10 protein-coding genes are annotated in these 16407 nt (G+C 71.7%); 8 read left to right on the top strand and 2 right to left on the bottom strand.

Annotation, left to right across the window (positions count from 1 at the left end; all coding sequences use genetic code 11):
• The first annotated feature begins 49 nt into the window (after positions 1-49).
• A complete protein-coding gene (locus tag J7I98_RS08630) occupies positions 50-889 on the top strand; it encodes a hypothetical protein (protein WP_214920014.1) in 840 nt (279 codons plus the stop codon).
• A 42-nt stretch (positions 890-931) separates the two neighbouring features.
• Here J7I98_RS08630 and J7I98_RS08625 read toward each other — a convergent pair whose 3' ends face one another.
• Positions 932-1114 carry a DUF6104 family protein gene (locus J7I98_RS08625; RefSeq protein WP_019075209.1) on the bottom strand — a complete coding sequence of 61 codons (183 nt, stop codon included), beginning with the start codon at positions 1112-1114 and terminating at the stop codon, positions 932-934.
• A 141-nt stretch (positions 1115-1255) separates the two neighbouring features.
• Here J7I98_RS08625 and J7I98_RS08620 point away from each other — a divergent pair, with 141 nt between their 5' ends.
• The 7 genes from J7I98_RS08620 (at position 1256) to fxsT (ending at position 12453) form a co-directional block, all read left to right on the top strand.
• On the top strand, positions 1256-1603 hold the full coding sequence (locus J7I98_RS08620) for a CU044_2847 family protein (RefSeq protein ID WP_214920013.1): 348 nt from the start codon (positions 1256-1258) through the stop codon (positions 1601-1603).
• A complete protein-coding gene (locus J7I98_RS08615; protein WP_214920012.1) occupies positions 1596-3593 on the top strand; it encodes a trypsin-like peptidase domain-containing protein in 1998 nt (665 codons plus the stop codon). Before J7I98_RS08620 ends, J7I98_RS08615 begins: the two co-directional genes overlap by 8 nt.
• Positions 3594-3738: 145 nt before the next feature.
• The gene (locus J7I98_RS08610; RefSeq protein ID WP_214920011.1) at positions 3739-4728 is read left to right on the top strand and encodes a MoxR family ATPase; all 990 of its coding nucleotides are present in this window, start codon (positions 3739-3741) and stop codon (positions 4726-4728) included.
• Between the two features lie 6 nt (positions 4729-4734).
• The gene (locus tag J7I98_RS08605) at positions 4735-8040 is read left to right on the top strand and encodes an SAV_2336 N-terminal domain-related protein (protein ID WP_214920010.1); all 3306 of its coding nucleotides are present in this window, start codon (positions 4735-4737) and stop codon (positions 8038-8040) included.
• Positions 8037-8198 (top strand): hypothetical protein, encoded by a 162-nt coding sequence (locus J7I98_RS40880; RefSeq protein WP_251020344.1) that lies wholly within the window; start codon positions 8037-8039, stop codon positions 8196-8198. The genes J7I98_RS08605 and J7I98_RS40880 overlap by 4 nt, the downstream gene beginning before the upstream one ends.
• Positions 8195-9406, top strand: a complete 1212-nt coding sequence (locus J7I98_RS08600) for an FxsB family cyclophane-forming radical SAM/SPASM peptide maturase (protein ID WP_251020343.1) — start codon at positions 8195-8197, stop codon at positions 9404-9406. The genes J7I98_RS40880 and J7I98_RS08600 overlap by 4 nt, the downstream gene beginning before the upstream one ends.
• A gap of 77 nt (positions 9407-9483) precedes the next feature.
• Entirely contained in the window at positions 9484-12453 is a 2970-nt protein-coding gene (gene fxsT / locus J7I98_RS08595; protein ID WP_214920008.1) for an FxSxx-COOH system tetratricopeptide repeat protein, read from the top strand.
• A gap of 80 nt (positions 12454-12533) precedes the next feature.
• Here the strand turns inward: fxsT and J7I98_RS08590 are convergent, their stop codons facing one another.
• On the bottom strand, positions 12534-16349 hold the full coding sequence (locus tag J7I98_RS08590) for a multifunctional oxoglutarate decarboxylase/oxoglutarate dehydrogenase thiamine pyrophosphate-binding subunit/dihydrolipoyllysine-residue succinyltransferase subunit (protein WP_214920007.1): 3816 nt from the start codon (positions 16347-16349) through the stop codon (positions 12534-12536).
• Between the last annotated feature and the right edge of the window lie 58 nt (positions 16350-16407).

Here is a 16407-nt window from a genome sequence, read left to right as displayed (position 1 = left end):
GGGCGGGCCTTACGCATCAAACATGGGCAAATTGCCCTAGCGTGAAGGCATGAACGCGACACCCGGCCCCGGCCACGGCCCCGGACCCGTAGGAGCGCTCCTGCTCTGCCGGGCCGACACCGACGCCGTCCGCCCCGCCGCACATCTGCTGCGCGAACGGCTGCTGCTGGCCCCGGCGGCCGGGACCAGTGAGCGGTGGAGCGTGCTGGTGCCCGAGGGCAAGCCGTGGCTGGACGACGGTGAAGCGGTCGACGGGGTGATCGCGGGCTGGGCCACGGCGCTTGCCGTCGGCGTCAACTGGCCCGTTCTCGCCCTGTGGTGGGACGCCGACCGGACCGGTTTCACGCTGGCGTCGGGCTTCCGGCGCCACGTGGGTTACGTATGGCTCGCGGACGGGACACCGGTGGGCGAGGACGAGGCGATGCGTACGTTCGCGGCGCGGCTCGGCCTCGATCCCGTACTCGACATGGAGGTCCTGGAACCGCTCACCCGCCCCGACCCCGACGCGGACGGCCGGGCCCGCCTGCTCGGACTGCTGGCGGTCCTGTCCCGCTCGGGCCTCACCCTGCCCGCCGGCCTCGCCCCCGGCGAACCCGCCGACCGGCTGCGCGAGGCGGCACGCGTGCTGCCCGGTGCGGAGACGGTCGAGTGGTCGGGCTGGCGCGACGCGCTCCGCTCGGAGCTCGACGTGGTCGACGCCGGCCCCTTCGGCCCCTGGGTCCGTGGCCCCAAGGCCCGCCTCCTGGGCAGGGCCCAGCTGGCGTTGGGCGTACCGCTGGCGCTGTGGGGCCTGTGGCGGCGCAGCGGCGGCTGGGCGTTCGCGGGCGGTGTGCTGATGGCGCAGGGTGCGCTGGGCCTGGCGTACGACCGGGTGCGGGCGCGGGCCTGAACGCCGGAACCGGCCTCTTGCCTGCCTACCGGCTGCCGGTCGTCACTCGTCGTCGTCCTCGTCGTCCAGGCGGGCCAGCCAGGTGGCGAGGCGCTCGACCGGGACCTCGAAGTCCGGGTTGAGGTCGACGAACGTACGCAGCTGCTCGGCGAGCCACTCGAAGGTGACCTCCTCCTCGCCGCGTCTCTTCTCCAGTTCCTCGATGCCACGGTCAGTGAAGTACATGAAAATCAGGATAGACGGCGAGCGCACACGTCCTGAAGCGTCCCTTTCGTGGGGCTCGCCCGCAACCGCGCAGGCCAGTAACCTCGTCAAAGCTCAAAAGTGCTTGCACGCAAGCCAGTTGCAACGAACACGGGGGGCGTCATGGCCGCGCAACTGCGTCAGATCGAACTGCCCGGGGGATCCGTCGTCATGGCTCGGATCACACCGGCCGGCTACGACGGCGAGGACCAGGACATCGGTGTCATGGACCGGGCCGCCGCCAAGGTGGAGCAGCTCAACGAGCTGATCGTCGGCGTCGGCTCGGCGGTCCTCGACGCGGCAGCCGCCGTACGGCCGGACGAGGCGAGCATCGCCTTCGGGGTCGAGCTGTCGGCCAAGACCGGTGGCGTACTCGCCGTACTCGCCGAGGGTGAGGCGAAGGCATCCGTACAGGTCACGCTCACCTGGCAGCTCAACGGAGCCGACCCGGCACCCAGTGCGGATGCCTGAGACGAGCACGCGCCTGGCCCAGCTCACCTGGGCCGCCACCGTCCACTTCACCGCCGATCTTCCCGGCGTGCCGCCCCTGTGGGGCAGCGGCTTCTTCGTCGCGCCCGGTTGGCTGCTGACCTGCGCCCACGTACTGCGCGGCAGAGTGCGAAGCGGCTCGGACAAGGCATTCCTCGTGCGCGGCGACGGCTTCAACGGCGGGGAGCCGGCCCGGGCCCGGCTTGTCGAGTCGCTGTACGACCTCGATGCCGAGGGGCGGATTCCGGAGGCCGGGGACCTCGCCCTGGTCCGGCTGCTCGACGACGACATCGGCCACGAGTGCGTCTGGCTCGCGGACTGGTCCGAGCAGCCCGCCGGCAACGCCCGCGTTGTCCACGGGTACATCCCCGAAGGTCCGGAGGGCACCGGGCGCGGCAAGTCCTGGTCGGGCACGGCCGACGTCGATGTGCACGAGGGCGACTACGGGCGCCGGTTCGAGGAGGACATCCGGTTCCTGCCCGGTCTCTCCGGCGGCCCGGTGCTCGACCCCGCGGGCGGCGCGGTCGTAGGCGTCATGAAGGCCCGCCGCGAGACCGGTCCCGGCGGTCTCGCCATCGCCATTCACGCGCTGCGGGGTTTCCAGGAGCGGTACCAGGAGGTCATGGAGGCCCACGACACCTGGCATCACGCGCAGGGCAAGCACGCGCACGGCACAGGGGACGACTGGATCGCCGAGCAGTCCGGGCTGCCGGGCGCCGGACACTCGTACGACGCCAATCTGTGGACCCCGGAGGACCGGCGCCAGGCCCTCGGACTGCTCGCCGCCCTGCCCGTCCCGGAGGCTCCGGTGGCCGTCACCACGCTCTCGAAGCTCGCACACCCCCGCCGCCGGGTGAAGGAACCGCCGCTGCCGCGCGCCTGGCGGGACGGGCACGGCGAGCTGTACGACGGGTCGCGGCCACTGCGGGCCGGGACGTTCCTGTCCTACCTGGGGCTCGTCCAGCGGATCGCCGAGTCCCACGGCGCCGACGCCCGTGAACTCGCCGACTGGGTCGAGCGGCGCGGCGACGGCGTGAGCGACGGAGAGCGGGGCGGGGAGAGGGGCGGGGCGCCCGTGTCCCTGCCGCCGGTGCTGCTGCCGAACGACGAGCCCGGCGACGGGCCGGTCCCCTATCCGGGGCCGGGGGAGGGCGCCGTCGTCATCCTCGAACTGGAGAGGCTGGAGGGCGAGCGCCTCTCGTACGACTGGACCATCCGCATCGACGACGGCGACGAGGACAGCGGATTTCCCGTCGACTACGAACGGGACCGTTCGGGCGTTTCGGCCGAGGACCTCATCCACCGGCTCAGCGGGCCGCTCGCCGACGCCTTCGCCCAGCTCGACCTCGACGGGCGGCCCGCACCGCTCGAAATCGCCCTGGACATCGGCGAGTTCGACACGGCCGTGCACCGCTGGCAGATCCATCAGCAGGCCAACCTGAACGAGCAGGAGCTCAAACAGCTGCTCGGCGTGCGCCGGCCCGTCGTACTGCGCCATCTGGAACGCCGAGGCGTGTCCGACGACGAGTGGACCAAGCGCTGGTCCGCCGCGCACGCAGCCCGCGCCGTCACACCGCGCCGAGTCCCGCCGCCCGGCGGGCGGTTCAGAAAACAGCAGGTCACCGGCATGGGGGCGGGGGAGATCCCGGTGCTCTGCCGCTCGGCGGGAGACGACATAGGCCGCGAGGTGCTGCGCGCGGCCCTGGACGCCGGGCACGGCATCGCGCTGTGGCACATAGAGGGGCACCCCGGCGCACGGTGCAGAAAGGGCTGCGACGCCCTGCACGAATTCGCGGTCAGTGAGTTCGCCGAAGCCGCCGGCGCCGCTGAACTTCCCGACCGGATCCGGCGTATCAGAGAACGCATCAGCGCGCGGGACGTGGCACACCCCGCGGAGGCCGTCGCCCTGCTCTACGACGATCCACGACGGCCGGTCCCCGGCGACACGGAGGTGTACGACTCCCCGTCATGAACACCAACAGCAGCTTGAGCAACTGTCCGAAAATCGACGTTCACAGGTCGCCGATTGGGTACGTTTTCAGGGGCCCGTTGCGGGCACCGACTGCCCCCGTCGGTCAGGCCGCGGTACACCACCGACCGTCGACGAGGAGCGAGCCATGCGTGAGTGGCTGATCTACCAGGGCAAGGGAGCCCCCGCTCCCGAACGTATCGACGAGCTCCCCGAACCGCCCCGCTGGCGCCGGTTCGACGGCACCCCGCTGTCCGGCGACAAGGGCGAGGCGCCACCCCTCGACGCCGCCTCCGTCCGGCGGCTCGGCGACCGCACGGCCCTGTCCGCGCAGGACGTCAAGGCGCTGCAGCTCATCAACGCCGCCCTGTACCTGAGGCGCCCCCTGCTGGTCACCGGAGACCCGGGCACGGGCAAGAGCACGCTCGCCCACGAAGTCGCGTACGAGCTGGGCCTCGGCCGTGTACTCCAGTGGCCCGTCGTCAGCCGGACCGAGCTGAAGGAGGGCCTGTACACGTACGACGCGATCGGGCGCCTCCAGGACGCACAGCTCGACGGCGGGCAGCAGCAGACCGACATCGGCCGCTATGTCCGTCTCGGGCCTCTCGGCACCGCACTGCTGCCGACGAAAAAGCCTCGGGTGCTGCTCATCGACGAGCTCGACAAGAGCGACATCGACCTGCCGAACGACCTGCTCAACGTGGTGGAAGAGGGCGAGTTCGGCATCCCGGAGCTGGAGCGGATCGCCGACAGGCCGGGGCAGAGCACGGTAAACGTCCTGAGTGACGACGGGCGGCGAATTCCGGTCACCGGCGGACGGGTGCGCTGTCACGCCTTCCCCTTCATCGTGATGACCAGCAACGGCGAACGGGAGTTCCCCGCACCGCTGTTGCGCCGGTGCATCCATGTCCACCTCGACCCGCCGCGCGACGAGCGCCTCGCCGCCATGGTCCAGGCGCACTTCGGCGAACGGGCCGACGACACCCACCGGGACCTCGTCGACCTGTTCACCACCGGCGGCGGAGGCGAACTCCGGCCCACCGACCAGCTCCTCAACGCCATCTACCTCACCCGTCACGCGGACCGGCAGGACATCGGCAAGCTGCTGCTGCGCCCCGCCGACCACGGGCAGCGTTAGACCGTCATGAAAACCCGCAGGCACACGCCGGTCGCCGACGCCGTGAGCGGACCGCTCACGGCGCTTGTCACGGGCCTGCGCGACCTCGGGATCGAGCCGCACGCCGACGAGCTCGCCGACGCCCTGTGGCTGGCGCGCTGGGTTCCCGCCGCACGGCCGGAGGGAGCGCCGGAGCCGGGTGGCCCGCCGTGCGGGACGGCGGACGGAGACAGCGGCCCGCCGGAGCCCGCACCGGCCGGGGCGGACGACACCGCCCCGCGCGGTACGCCGCTGCCGGCAGCCCCCGCGGCCGAACTGACCGTACCGGCGCCGGGCGAGGGCGCGGCCGGCCCCGGCGCCGGAACGGTGCGGGTGCCCACGGCCTCCGCACTGCCCGAACCGCTCGCCCTGCAGCGCGCGTTACGCCCCCTGCGGCGCTACCGGTCCCCGACCAGGCCCGTACGCACACAGCTCGACGAACGGCTCACGGCGGAACGCGCCGCAGACACCCGGATCGTCGTCCCCGTCCTGCGCGGCACCCGGCGCCGCGAGGCGCGGCTGCAGCTCGTCATGGACGCCTCGACCTCCACGGTGGTGTGGGGAGAGACGCTCCAGGAACTGCGCCAGATCTGCGAACGCGCCGGAGCCTTCCGGGAAGTGCGCGTCCACCATGTACGGGAGGGCGACGACGGCGAGGCCAGGATCGCGCTGTCGGACGCACCCGATGCCGTCCGGTGCCGGCCCGAGGAACTGCGCGACCCCACCGGGCATCAGCTGACCCTGGTCCTCAGCGACTGCGCGGGCCCGCTGTGGCGCAGCGGACAGATGCAGCGCCTCCTGCACTCCTGGGCCGCCACCGCCCCGGTCGCCGTGGTGCAGCCGCTGCCGCAGCGCATGTGGCGCCGTACGCATCTGCCCGCCGTCCCGGGGGAGCTGGTGCGCCGCGAAGGTCCCGCGGGGCGGCTCGCGTTCCTGCCCGAACGGGGCGGGGCGCCGGCGGACGGGGCGCTGCCGGTACCGGTCATCGCACCGCGCCCCGGGCCGCTGCGCGCCTGGGTCCGTCTCGTGTCCGGCGCGACCGGCCAGAGCCTGTACACCGTCGCCGGGTGGGTACGGCCCGACCACCCGGAATCGACCGCCGCCCGGCGCACGGACCGGGAGGTGTCGCCGCGCGACCGGGTGCGCGCGTTCCGGCGTACGGCCTCCCCGGACGCCGCGCGGCTCGCCGTGTATCTGTCGGCGACTCCGCTCGTACTGCCGGTGATGCAGCTCGTGCAGCGCGCCATGCTCGCCGACAGCGGGCCCGAGGTGCTCGCCGAGGTGGTGCTGGGCGGGCTGCTCAGGCAGAGCGGCGACTTCGACGGCCTGCCGGGCTACGAGTTCGTCGACGGGGTGCGGCAGGAACTGCTGGCGCAGATCGCGGTGAGCGACGTACAGCTGGTGCTCAAGCACTGTTCGCAGTACGTCGAGTCCCGTTACGGGCGTACGGCACGCAACTTCCCCGCGCTGGCCGCCGGATACCTCGCGGGCGAGGCCCAGGCGCAGCCGGGCACCGAGGGCGCCACCGAGGACCACGGGCTGCGGGCCTTCGCCCGCGTCTCGGCGGAGGTACTGCGCCGGTTCGGGCACGCGCCGGTACCGGGGCGGGGGCCGGGGAACCCGGCGGGGGACGCCGACCCCGGCGCGCTGGCGGCGCGGGCGCGGAACGTACTGCTCAGGTATCACCGGGATCACTCGGCGCGCGATCTCGACGAGGCGATCGTATTGCTGAAGGCCGCCATCGAAGGTCAACGTGCGACAGGTGAACGGCAGGCACTGCAAGGGGAGTTGGGCGGCGCACTGCTGTCCCGCTGGAACGCGCGACGGACGGTTCAGGATCTGCGCAGTGCGCACGAGGCCTTCCGGCAGGCAGACGTCGACTCTCCGCACCTGCTGCTGCTGTGGGCAACCGCACTGATGGCCATTGCCGCCGAGGTGGACAACAACGGTCTCGGTACAGAGGCCCTGCCGGACCACTTCGGCGAGCGCGCGGCAGGGGAACGCTCCGCGGAGGCGGCGCTCATGGACCTGTACACGGAGGCGGAGCGCTGCGTCGTCGTCGTACGGGACCGCGAACCCGAGGGACTCGGAGAAGCGGGATACCGCATCCTGAACCACCTGCTGGGCGCATCGGCCCAGTGGGCGTCCCGGCCGGCCTTCGCGCAACTGCTGACCGAGTACGGCGGGGCAGGTCCGTGGGCAGCCGAGAGACTTGAAGTCGCCCTGGAGGCAGTGGAGTCGTGGCAGACCCACGAAGACCACGAAGACGAGGCCGAGCGTCTGACCGACCGCGCGCAACTGCGGCTGGATCTGGCGAAGCACTATGCGGGCCGGGGCCCCGTCGACTGGGATCCCGACGAGGAGCAGCGCGCACAGGGGTACCGGCACGCGGCCGATGCCGTCACCGGCCTGCGCCAGGTCATCGACAGGCTGTCGCGTCTGAAGGGGGCACCGGCCGGCGCGCTCTGCGACGCCTGGACCGACCTGGCGACCGCCCTGCGCCTGACCCGTGAGGGCGCCACGGATTCGGTACTGGAAGAGAGGCTGTCCGCACTGCGACGGGCTCTGCACCTGGCGGGTGACGACGACCTCCGGCGCAACCGCTGCTACCAGGATCTGGGCCTGGTGCTGGACGAAAAGTTCGTGCGTACCGGCGACCCGGCCTTCCTCGACGAGGAAGTGGAAGTCTGGCGCGCGATGCTGAGCCGGCTGTCCCCCGACGACAGCTTCCGGGCCCAGGCTCTGAGGATGCTGGGGCACGCGCTGCTCCAGGCGGAGGAATGGGACGAGGCCGTCCGGGCCATACGGGACGCCGTGGACGAGACCGCCGAGTCGGACTCCGACATGCCCGAACTGCGGATGTCCCTCGGGCTCGCGCTGCACCGGCGGTATGCGGCCCGGGGCGGACTGTCCGACCTCCACGAGGCCGACTGGGTCCTGGGCGCGGCGGCTCGGGCGGCCGGGGATCCCGAAGTGGCCGTGGCCTGCTGGCAGTTGCGTGCCATGGTCGCCGAGGAGCAGGCCAAGAGGACCACGACGTCGGCCCGATGGCACGAGGCAACGGACTACTACCGGCGCGCTGCCGAGACCGCCGGGGAAGCGGGCCTCACCGGGCTGGAAGCCACCTCCCGGCGCCGGCGTGCCCCGCTCCTGGAGCGCACCGCGGGACCCGCCCGCGCCCTGGAGGAGTACCGAGCGGCCCTGCGCCTCTACGAGACGGCCGGCGAGGGCGACTCCGCCGATGCGGACGCCGTACGCGCGGCCGTCCACCGCATCGAGGCGGGCGACGCATGACCCCGTCCGCCGAGCTCTCCGGCTTACCCCTGCCCGCATTCGGCCGCCCCGCGCCCGAGGACGTCGCGCATCCCGCCCTTGCCGCCGTCCTGGCCGAACTGCGCGAGCGCGAGGCCAGTGGCGAGCCCGTCGTCGCGTACTACGAAGACGCTCCATGAGCGGCGACGGCCCGGTCGTCCCCTTCCACCAGTTCGTGCTCAAGGTGCACAGCCGGTGCAACCTCGCCTGCACGTACTGCTACATCTACCGCAGCCCCGACGCCAGCTGGCGTGAGCGGCCCGCCCGCGTCTCCGACGACACCGTGCGCCGCACCGCCCACCGCATCGCCGAGCACACCGCCGCCCACCGGCTGTCCCGGATCCGGATCGAACTGCACGGGGGCGAGCCGCTGCTCCGCGGCCCGGAGCCGGTGATCGCCTACGCGGAGGCCGTACGCCGCGCCGTCTCCGCCGTCACCACTGCGTCCACCGTCACTCCCGTGTCCCCGGCCACCGAGGTGACCGCCACCGTGCAGACCAACGGCACCCTGCTCACCCGCCCCGCCCTCGACCGCCTCGCCGCCGCCCGGATCCGCGTCGGCCTCAGCCTCGACGGCGGTACGCCCGCGCTCAACGCACGCCGCACAGACCATGCCGGACGTCTGTCCTGGCCCGCCGCCTCCCGGGCGGCCCGCCTGCTCGCCGAGGAGTACCCGGCCTCGTACGCCGGCGTGCTGTGCACCGTCGACGCCGCGACCGACCCGGACGAGGTGTACGGCTCCCTGGCCGCGCTCCGACCGCCCGCCGTCGACTTCCTCCTGCCGCACGCCCACTGGGGCGGCGCGCGACCGGGCCGGTTCCGGCCACGCCCCACGCCGTACGGCGACTGGCTGGCCCGCGCCTTTGACCTGTGGTGGCAGTCACCGGACGGCGTCCGCCCCCGCGTCCGGCTGTTCACCGAGATCGTCGCACTGCTGCTCGGCGCGGAAAGCGCCGCCGAGTCCGTCGGGCTCTCCCCCCTCGCCGCCGTGGTCGTCGACACCGACGGGAGCATCGAGCAGGTCGACTCGCTCAAGACCGCCTACGCGGGCGCCCCCGGCACCGGCCTGGACGTCACCCGCAACTCCTTCGACGAGGCACTGCGCCACCCCGGCATAGCCGCCCGCCACCTCGGAGCGCGCGCGCTCGCCGACGAGTGCCTGGCCTGCCCCGTCCTGCGCGTCTGCGGCGGCGGCAACTACGCCCACCGCTACGCGACGGACTCCGGGTTCCGGCACCCCAGCGTGTACTGCGCCGACCTGGAGCGGCTCATCAGACACGCCGCAGGACGGGTCGCCGAACAGCTACCGTCCGTATTGACGCGGACCCAGTCAACTCACGTTCTTTAATGAGAACTTGACGCACAATGAAATAGCTTTCCGGACGCTGAACACCGTACGTCTCCGGGACCGAGGAGAGCCGCAGAATGCCCAGCGCGCCACAGCAGTACGTCACAGTCGTCTACGCGGGACAGTCCCAGTCCTGGGTCGACTGGATGAAATTCCAGCTGGCCGGCACGGACGCGCGACCTGGCCTGGTCCGATGGGACCCCCTGCACCGGGCGGCCGAGGAGTCGGTCCTCACCGAGCTCCTGGAGCGCCCCGGACGCCTCCTCATCGTCATCGACGACTGGTTCCTGCGCCTCACCGACGAGCGCCGCCGCGCCTGGGAAGCCGTACTGCGCCAGGTCGTACGGGTGCACGGGGAGCGCATCGCCTCCGTCACCGTCACCGCCGCCACGCTGCCCGACGAGGCCGCCCCGCTCGCCCCGGTCCGCCTGCGCGGCCTGGGGCCCGCCGAAGCGTCCCGCCGGCTGCTCGCCACCGCCGGAGTGGCGGCCGAAGCGGGGCGGCCGGTCGATCTGGCCCGCGGCCCCCGCTTCCCCGACGACTTGCAGGACGTCCACAACGCCCCGCGCCACAACCGCCGTTTCACCGGCCGTGAGGAAATCCTCGAACAGCTCCACGACGCGTTCGCCGCAGGCGGCGAAGGGGCCCGCGTCGCCCTGCACGGTCCCCCCGGCGTCGGCAAGACGCAGGTCGCGATCGAGTATGTGCACCGGCACGCGGGCGAGTACGACATCGTGTGGTGGGTCAGCGCCTCCGTCCGCCTGCGCGCCCGCTCCGAGTTCGCCGCACTCGCCGACCAGCTGGGCGTCGAACACGGCGGCCGCGCCGAACTCACCGACCTCATCGAGGCAGCCAAGAACGCCCTGCGCGGCCGGCGCCGCTGGCTCGTCGTACTCGACGGCGCCGAGGACCCGGAGGCGCTGGATACCCTGCTGCCTGAGGGGCCCGGGCACCTCCTCATCACCACGCCCCGGACCACCTGGTCCCAGAAGGGCGCCGAACTCGTCGGGCTTCCGTCGTTCGCACGCGAGGAAAGCGTCGCCTTCGCCTGCCTGCGCACCCGACGCCTCACCCCCGAGCACGCCGACCGGCTCGCCTCGGCCGTCCAGGACCTGCCGCTCCTCATCGACCAGACGGCAGCCTGGCTGGACACCCACCCCACCGCGTCCGTCCCCGACTACGTCCGCCACCTCCAGTACGGCGACCCCCATGTCGCCGACGTGGAACCCTCGCGCGAGTATCCGGTCGGCTTCCAGGCCGCCTGGGGCAGGACCGTCAACGGACTGCGGGAGCAGCATCCGCCGGTGTACGAACTGCTCGTCCTGCTCTGCTTCTTCTCACCGGACGTGGTGCCCGCACGGCTGCTGCGCGTCGCCCGCGCCGGCGATCTGCCGGACCATCTGGCGGCGCTGGTCGGCGAGCCGAGCACCTGGAACTCCGCGCTGCGCACCCTCTCCGAGGCCACCTCGATGCGCGTGGAGTACGAGCCCGGGCCGCGCATGGACATCGTCACCGTCGGCACACTGCGGATGCACCGGCTCTTCCACCGTTTCGTACGCAACCACCTCGCGCCCGGCGAGCACGCCCGGGCATCGGCCATCGCCTGCCGCGTGCTGGTCGCGGGCGACCCGCGCGACCCGGGCTGCGGCCGCCACTGGCAGCGGTACGCCGAACTCGTGCCGCACCTCGCCCAGGCCGGGGCGCTGGAGTCCACCGACCGCGATGTGCGTGCCGTCGTACTCAACTGCGTCGAATATCTGCGGGTGCGCGGCGAATACACCGAGGGGCGGCGCCTCAGCCGGGCCGCCGTCGACTCCTGGCAGGCCCTCTCCGGGCCCACCGACCCGGACGTACTGGTCGCACTGCACCAACTGGCCAACATGGAACGGCGACTGGGCGACTACACGGCGGCCGAGAACATCGGCAGGGCCACCCTGGAACGCGTCAGCGCCGCCCCCGAGGCGGGTCCCATCGAGCTCGTACGCGCCAAGAACGGCCTCGGCGGCACCCTGATGGCCCTCGGCGCGTACGACGAGGCGCGCGCCCTCTTCCAGGACGCCGCGGACAGCGCCACCGACCTGCTCGGCGAGTTCCAGGTGCCCCGCATCCTGTCCATCCGCTCCAACCTGGCCATCGCGATCGGGCTCCTCGGCCGCTACCAGGAAGCCCACGACCTCCACAACGAGATCCTCGAATCGAGCATCGCGCTCTTCGGGGGCAAGAGCCGGCTCACCCTGCACGCGGGCCTGCACACGGCCTGGATGCTGCGGCTCCTCGGCCGCTACGGCGAGGCGCTCGCCGTGCAGGAACAGAACTGCCGGCTGCACGCCCAGGTGCTCGACAAGAACCACAGCCAGACCCTCCTGGCCGAACACAACCTCGCGCTCTGCATGCGCCGCGACGGCAATCTCGGCTACGCCGCCGCGCTGATGCGCTCCGTCCGCGACCGGATCACCCGGCGCCGCGGCGCGGCCCATCCGGAGGCGCTGCTGGTCAGCACCGACTACGCCATGCTGCTGCGGAACATGGGCGACCTGCCCGCGGCCCGGGAGATCGCCGAAACCACCGCCGAGCGGTACGCCGTACTCCTCGGGGACGCCCACCCGTACGCCGCGGGGGCGCTCGACAACTGCGCGCTCATCCAGCGCGACGCTGGCGAACACGAGGCCGCGCTGATACGGGCCGAGCAGGCCAGGAAGAACATGCAGGCAGCGCTCGGCGCCGCGCACGTCTGGTCCGTGGGCTGCGCCATGAACACCGCGTCCGCGCGGGCCGCCGCCGGTGACGTGGAGGGCGCCGCGGCGCTCGGCAGGGACGCCCTGGAGCGGGCACGGCGGGCCGTCGGCGACGCCCATGTCCTGACGCTCAACCTCGCCGCCGGTCTGGCGCAGGACCTGCGCACCCTGGGCGACGCCGACGCGGGCGAAGCGATCCAGAGGGGCGCCGTGGAGCGGCTCACGGAGAACTTCTTCCAGGAGCACCAGCAGGTGCGGCACATGCTCGAAGGGCAGCGGCCGTACTGGGACTTCGAGCCGCAGACGATCTGACCGTACGCCCGGACCGTACGCCGGAGGGCCCGGCACCGCGTGCTGCGGTGCCGGGCCCTCCGGGTCGTACGCGTCCGGAACTACGCCTCGAAGACCTCGTTGAGCAGCTGCTGCTGCTCGGCCTGGTGGCGCTTCGCCGAGCCGACCGCCGGGGACGAGCCGTGCGGGCGCGAGATGCGCCGCAGGCGCTCGCCGTGCGGGATGTCGGCGCCGACCGCCAGGTCGAGGTGGTCGATCAGGTTGAGCGCGATGAACGGCCACGCACCCTGGTTCGCCGGCTCCTCCTGCGCCCACAGGTACTTCTCGGCGTTCGGGTACTTGGCGATCTCTTCCTGGAGCTCCGTGCCCGGCAGCGGGTACAGGCGCTCGAGGCGGATGATCGCGGTGTCCGTGGTGCCGCGCTTCTGACGCTCGGCCTCCAGGTCGTAGTAGACCTTGCCGGTGCAGAAGACGACCTTGCGGACGGCGGCCGCCTCGACGGCCGAGTCGCCGATCACCGGGCGGAAGCCGCCGTTGGTGAACTCTTCCGCCTTCGACGCCGCGGCCTTCAGACGCAGCATCGACTTCGGGGTGAAGACGATGAGCGGCTTGTGGTGCGGGTTGTGGACCTGCCAGCGCAGCAGGTGGAAGTAGTTCGACGGCAGCGTCGGCATGGCGACCGTCATGTTGTTCTGCGCGCACATCTGGAGGAAGCGCTCGGGGCGGGCGGACGAGTGGTCCGGGCCCTGGCCCTCGTAACCGTGCGGGAGGAGCAGGGTCACACCCGAGGTCTGGCCCCACTTCTGCTCGGCCGAGGAGATGAACTCGTCGACGACGGTCTGCGCGCCGTTGACGAAGTCACCGAACTGGGCCTCCCACATGACCAGCGACTCCGGGCGGGCCAGCGAGTAGCCGTACTCGAAGCCCATCGCCGCGTACTCGCTGAGCAGCGAGTCGTAGACGTTGTAGCGGGCCTGGTCGTCGCCGAGGTACTGCAGCGGGGTGTAGTCCTCGCCGGTCATCTGGTCGACGAGCACCGCGTGGCGCTGGCCGAAGGTGCCGCGGCGGGTGTCCTGGCCGGACAGCCGGACCGGGACGCCCTCCATCAGCAGCGAGCCGATGGCGAGGGTCTCGCCCATGCCCCAGTCGATGGTGCCGTTCTCCACGGAGGCCGCGCGGCGCTGCATCTGCGGCAGCAGGCGCGGGTGGACGGTGATCCGCTCCGGGATGTTGACCTGCGACTCGGCGATCCGCTTCACGACCTCCTGGGAGACCGCGGTGGTGACCTGCACAGGGAACTCGGCCTGAGGGCCCGTGACCGGCGCTGCGGCCGGGTGCGAGGTGGCCTCGCGGACCTCGGTGAAGACCTTCTCCAGCTGGCCCTGGAAGTCCTGGAGCGCCTGCTCCGCCTCTTCCAGCGTGATGTCACCGCGACCGATGAGGGACTCGGTGTAGAGCTTGCGCACCGAGCGCTTCTTGTCGATCAGCGTGTACATCTGCGGGTTGGTGAACTCCGGGTTGTCGCCCTCGTTGTGACCGCGGCGGCGGTAGCAGATGAGGTCGATCACGACGTCCTTGTTGAACGCCTGGCGGAACTCGAAGGCGAGCCGCGCGACGCGGACCACGGCCTCCGGGTCGTCGCCGTTCACGTGGAAGATCGGCGCCTCGATCATGCGGGCCACGTCCGTGGCGTACATGGAGGAACGCGATGCCTCCGGGGCGGCGGTGAAGCCGACCTGGTTGTTGATGACGACGTGGACGGTGCCGCCGGTGCGGTAGCCGCGCAGCTGCGACATGTTCAGCGTCTCGGCGACGACACCCTGGCCGGCGAAGGCCGCGTCACCGTGCAGCGCGACGGGCAGGACCGTGAAGTCCGTACCGCCCTTGTTGATGACGTCCTGCTTGGCGCGGGTGACACCCTCGACGACCGGGTCGACCGCCTCCAGGTGGGAGGGGTTGGCGACCAGGGAGACCTTGATCTGCTCGCCGTCGAGACCGGTGAAGGTGCCCTCGGCGCCCAGGTGGTACTTGACGTCGCCGGAGCCGTGCATCGACCGGGGGTCGAGGTTGCCCTCGAACTCGCGGAAGATCTGGGCGTACGACTTGCCGACGATGTTCGCCAGGACGTTCAGGCGGCCGCGGTGGGCCATGCCGATGACGACCTCGTCGAGGCGCGACTCGGCGGCGGAGTCGATGACCGCGTCGAGCAGCGGGATGACGGACTCGCCGCCCTCCAGCGAGAAGCGCTTCTGGCCGACGTACTTCGTCTGCAGGAAGGTCTCGAAGGCCTCGGCCGAGTTCAGCCGGCGCAGGATGCGCAGCTGCTCCTCGCGCTCCGGCTTGGAGCTCTGGCGCTCGACACGGTCCTGGATCCACTTGCGCTGCTTGGGGTCCTGGATGTGCATGAACTCGATGCCGGTGGTGCGGCAGTACGAGTCGCGCAGTACGCCGAGGATGTCGCGCAGCTTCATCATCGACTTGCCGCCGAAGCCGCCGACCGCGAACTCGCGCTCCAGGTCCCACAGCGTGAGCCCGTGCTCGTTGATGTCGAGGTCGGGGTGCTTGCGCTGGCGGTACTCCAGCGGGTCGGTGTCGGCCATGACGTGGCCGCGGACCCGGTAGGAGTGGATCAGCTCGAAGACGCGCGCGGCCTTGGTGACGTCGTCGTCGTGCGAGACGTCGATGTCCTTGAGCCAGCGGACCGGCTCGTACGGGATGCGCAGGGCCTCGAAGACCTGGTCGTAGAAGTCGCTCTCGCCGAGCAGCATGTTGGCGAGGATCCGCAGGAACTCGCCGGAGGCGGCGCCCTGGATGACCCGGTGGTCGTACGTCGAGGTCAGCGTCATGACCTTGGAGATGCCCAGCTTGTTCAGGGTGTCCTGCGACGTGCCCTGGAACTCGGCCGGGTAGTCCATCGCGCCGACGCCCATGATGAGGCCCTGTCCGGGCATCAGGCGGGGCACGGAGTGGACGGTGCCGATGCCGCCGGGGTTGGTCAGCGACGCGGTGACTCCGGTGAAGTCGTCCATCGTCAGCTTGTTCGCGCGGGCGCGGCGGACGATGTCCTCGTACGCCTGCCAGAACTCGAAGAAGTTGAGCGTCTCGGCCTTCTTGATGGCCGCGACGACGAGCTGGCGGTCGCCGTTGGGCTTCACCAGGTCGATGGCCAGGCCCAGGTTCACGTGCGGGGGCTTGACCAGGGTCGGCTTGCCGTCCTTCTCCGAGAAGGAGTAGTTCATCGACGGCATGGCCTTGAGGGCCTGCACCATCGCGAACCCGATGAGGTGCGTGAAGGAGACCTTCCCGCCACGGGCGCGCTTGAGGTGGTTGTTGATGACGATGCGGTTGTCGAACAGCAGCTTCACCGGGACGGCGCGCACGGACGTGGCCGTGGGGAGTTCCAGGGAGGCGTTCATGTTCTTGGCAACCGCGGCGGACGGGCCGCGCAGCGTCACGAACTCGGGGCCGGCAGGGGCCTCGGCGGGCTCGGCCTTCGCCTGCACGCCGGCCTGCTGTGCGGCGGCCGGTGCGGGGGCGGTGGCGGGCTTGGCGGCCGGAGCGGCCGGGGGCGCGGCCGGTGCGGCCTTGGCGGGGGCCGGAGCCGGAGCCGGGGCCTGCGCTGCGGCCGGAGCCGGAGCCGGGGCGGGGGGCGCGGCAGGGGCCGGCGCGGCCTGGGGTGCGACGGTGGTGGCCCCGGTGGTGTCCGCGGCGGGCTTCTCCGCCGCGGGCGTGGTACCGGGCTTGTAGTCGGCGAAGAAGTCCCACCAGGCGCGGTCGACCGAATTCGGGTCCTGGAGGTACTGCTGGTAGATCTCGTCGACGAGCCACTCATTGGGACCGAAGGCAGCGGCAGGGTTCTTTCCCTGCCCGTCTTGGTCGGTCGAGATGCTCGAGCTACTGGGGGACTGAGACGACACGGCGTTAACCGCCCTCTTCCGCTTCGCAAGGTGATGGACAGCGGAAATAAAGGCTACG

The sequence above is a fragment of the Streptomyces sp. ISL-98 genome (assembly GCF_018614055.1).
Lineage (GTDB): Bacteria > Actinomycetota > Actinomycetes > Streptomycetales > Streptomycetaceae > Streptomyces > Streptomyces spiramyceticus.
Note: the sequence above shows the minus strand (reverse complement) of the source record. Positions and strands in the feature narration are given on the sequence as shown.

Coding starts and splice junctions, on each gene's coding strand:
- J7I98_RS08630 (WP_214920014.1), top strand. CDS start 50: ATGAACGCGACACCCGGCCCCGGCCACGGCCCCGGACCCGTAGGAGCG.
- J7I98_RS40880 (WP_251020344.1), top strand. CDS start 8,037: ATGACCCCGTCCGCCGAGCTCTCCGGCTTACCCCTGCCCGCATTCGGC.
- J7I98_RS08620 (WP_214920013.1), top strand. CDS start 1,256: ATGGCCGCGCAACTGCGTCAGATCGAACTGCCCGGGGGATCCGTCGTC.
- fxsT (WP_214920008.1), top strand. CDS start 9,484: ATGCCCAGCGCGCCACAGCAGTACGTCACAGTCGTCTACGCGGGACAG.
- J7I98_RS08605 (WP_214920010.1), top strand. CDS start 4,735: ATGAAAACCCGCAGGCACACGCCGGTCGCCGACGCCGTGAGCGGACCG.
- J7I98_RS08600 (WP_251020343.1), top strand. CDS start 8,195: ATGAGCGGCGACGGCCCGGTCGTCCCCTTCCACCAGTTCGTGCTCAAG.
- J7I98_RS08625 (WP_019075209.1), bottom strand. CDS start 1,114: ATGTACTTCACTGACCGTGGCATCGAGGAACTGGAGAAGAGACGCGGC.
- J7I98_RS08615 (WP_214920012.1), top strand. CDS start 1,596: ATGCCTGAGACGAGCACGCGCCTGGCCCAGCTCACCTGGGCCGCCACC.
- J7I98_RS08610 (WP_214920011.1), top strand. CDS start 3,739: ATGCGTGAGTGGCTGATCTACCAGGGCAAGGGAGCCCCCGCTCCCGAA.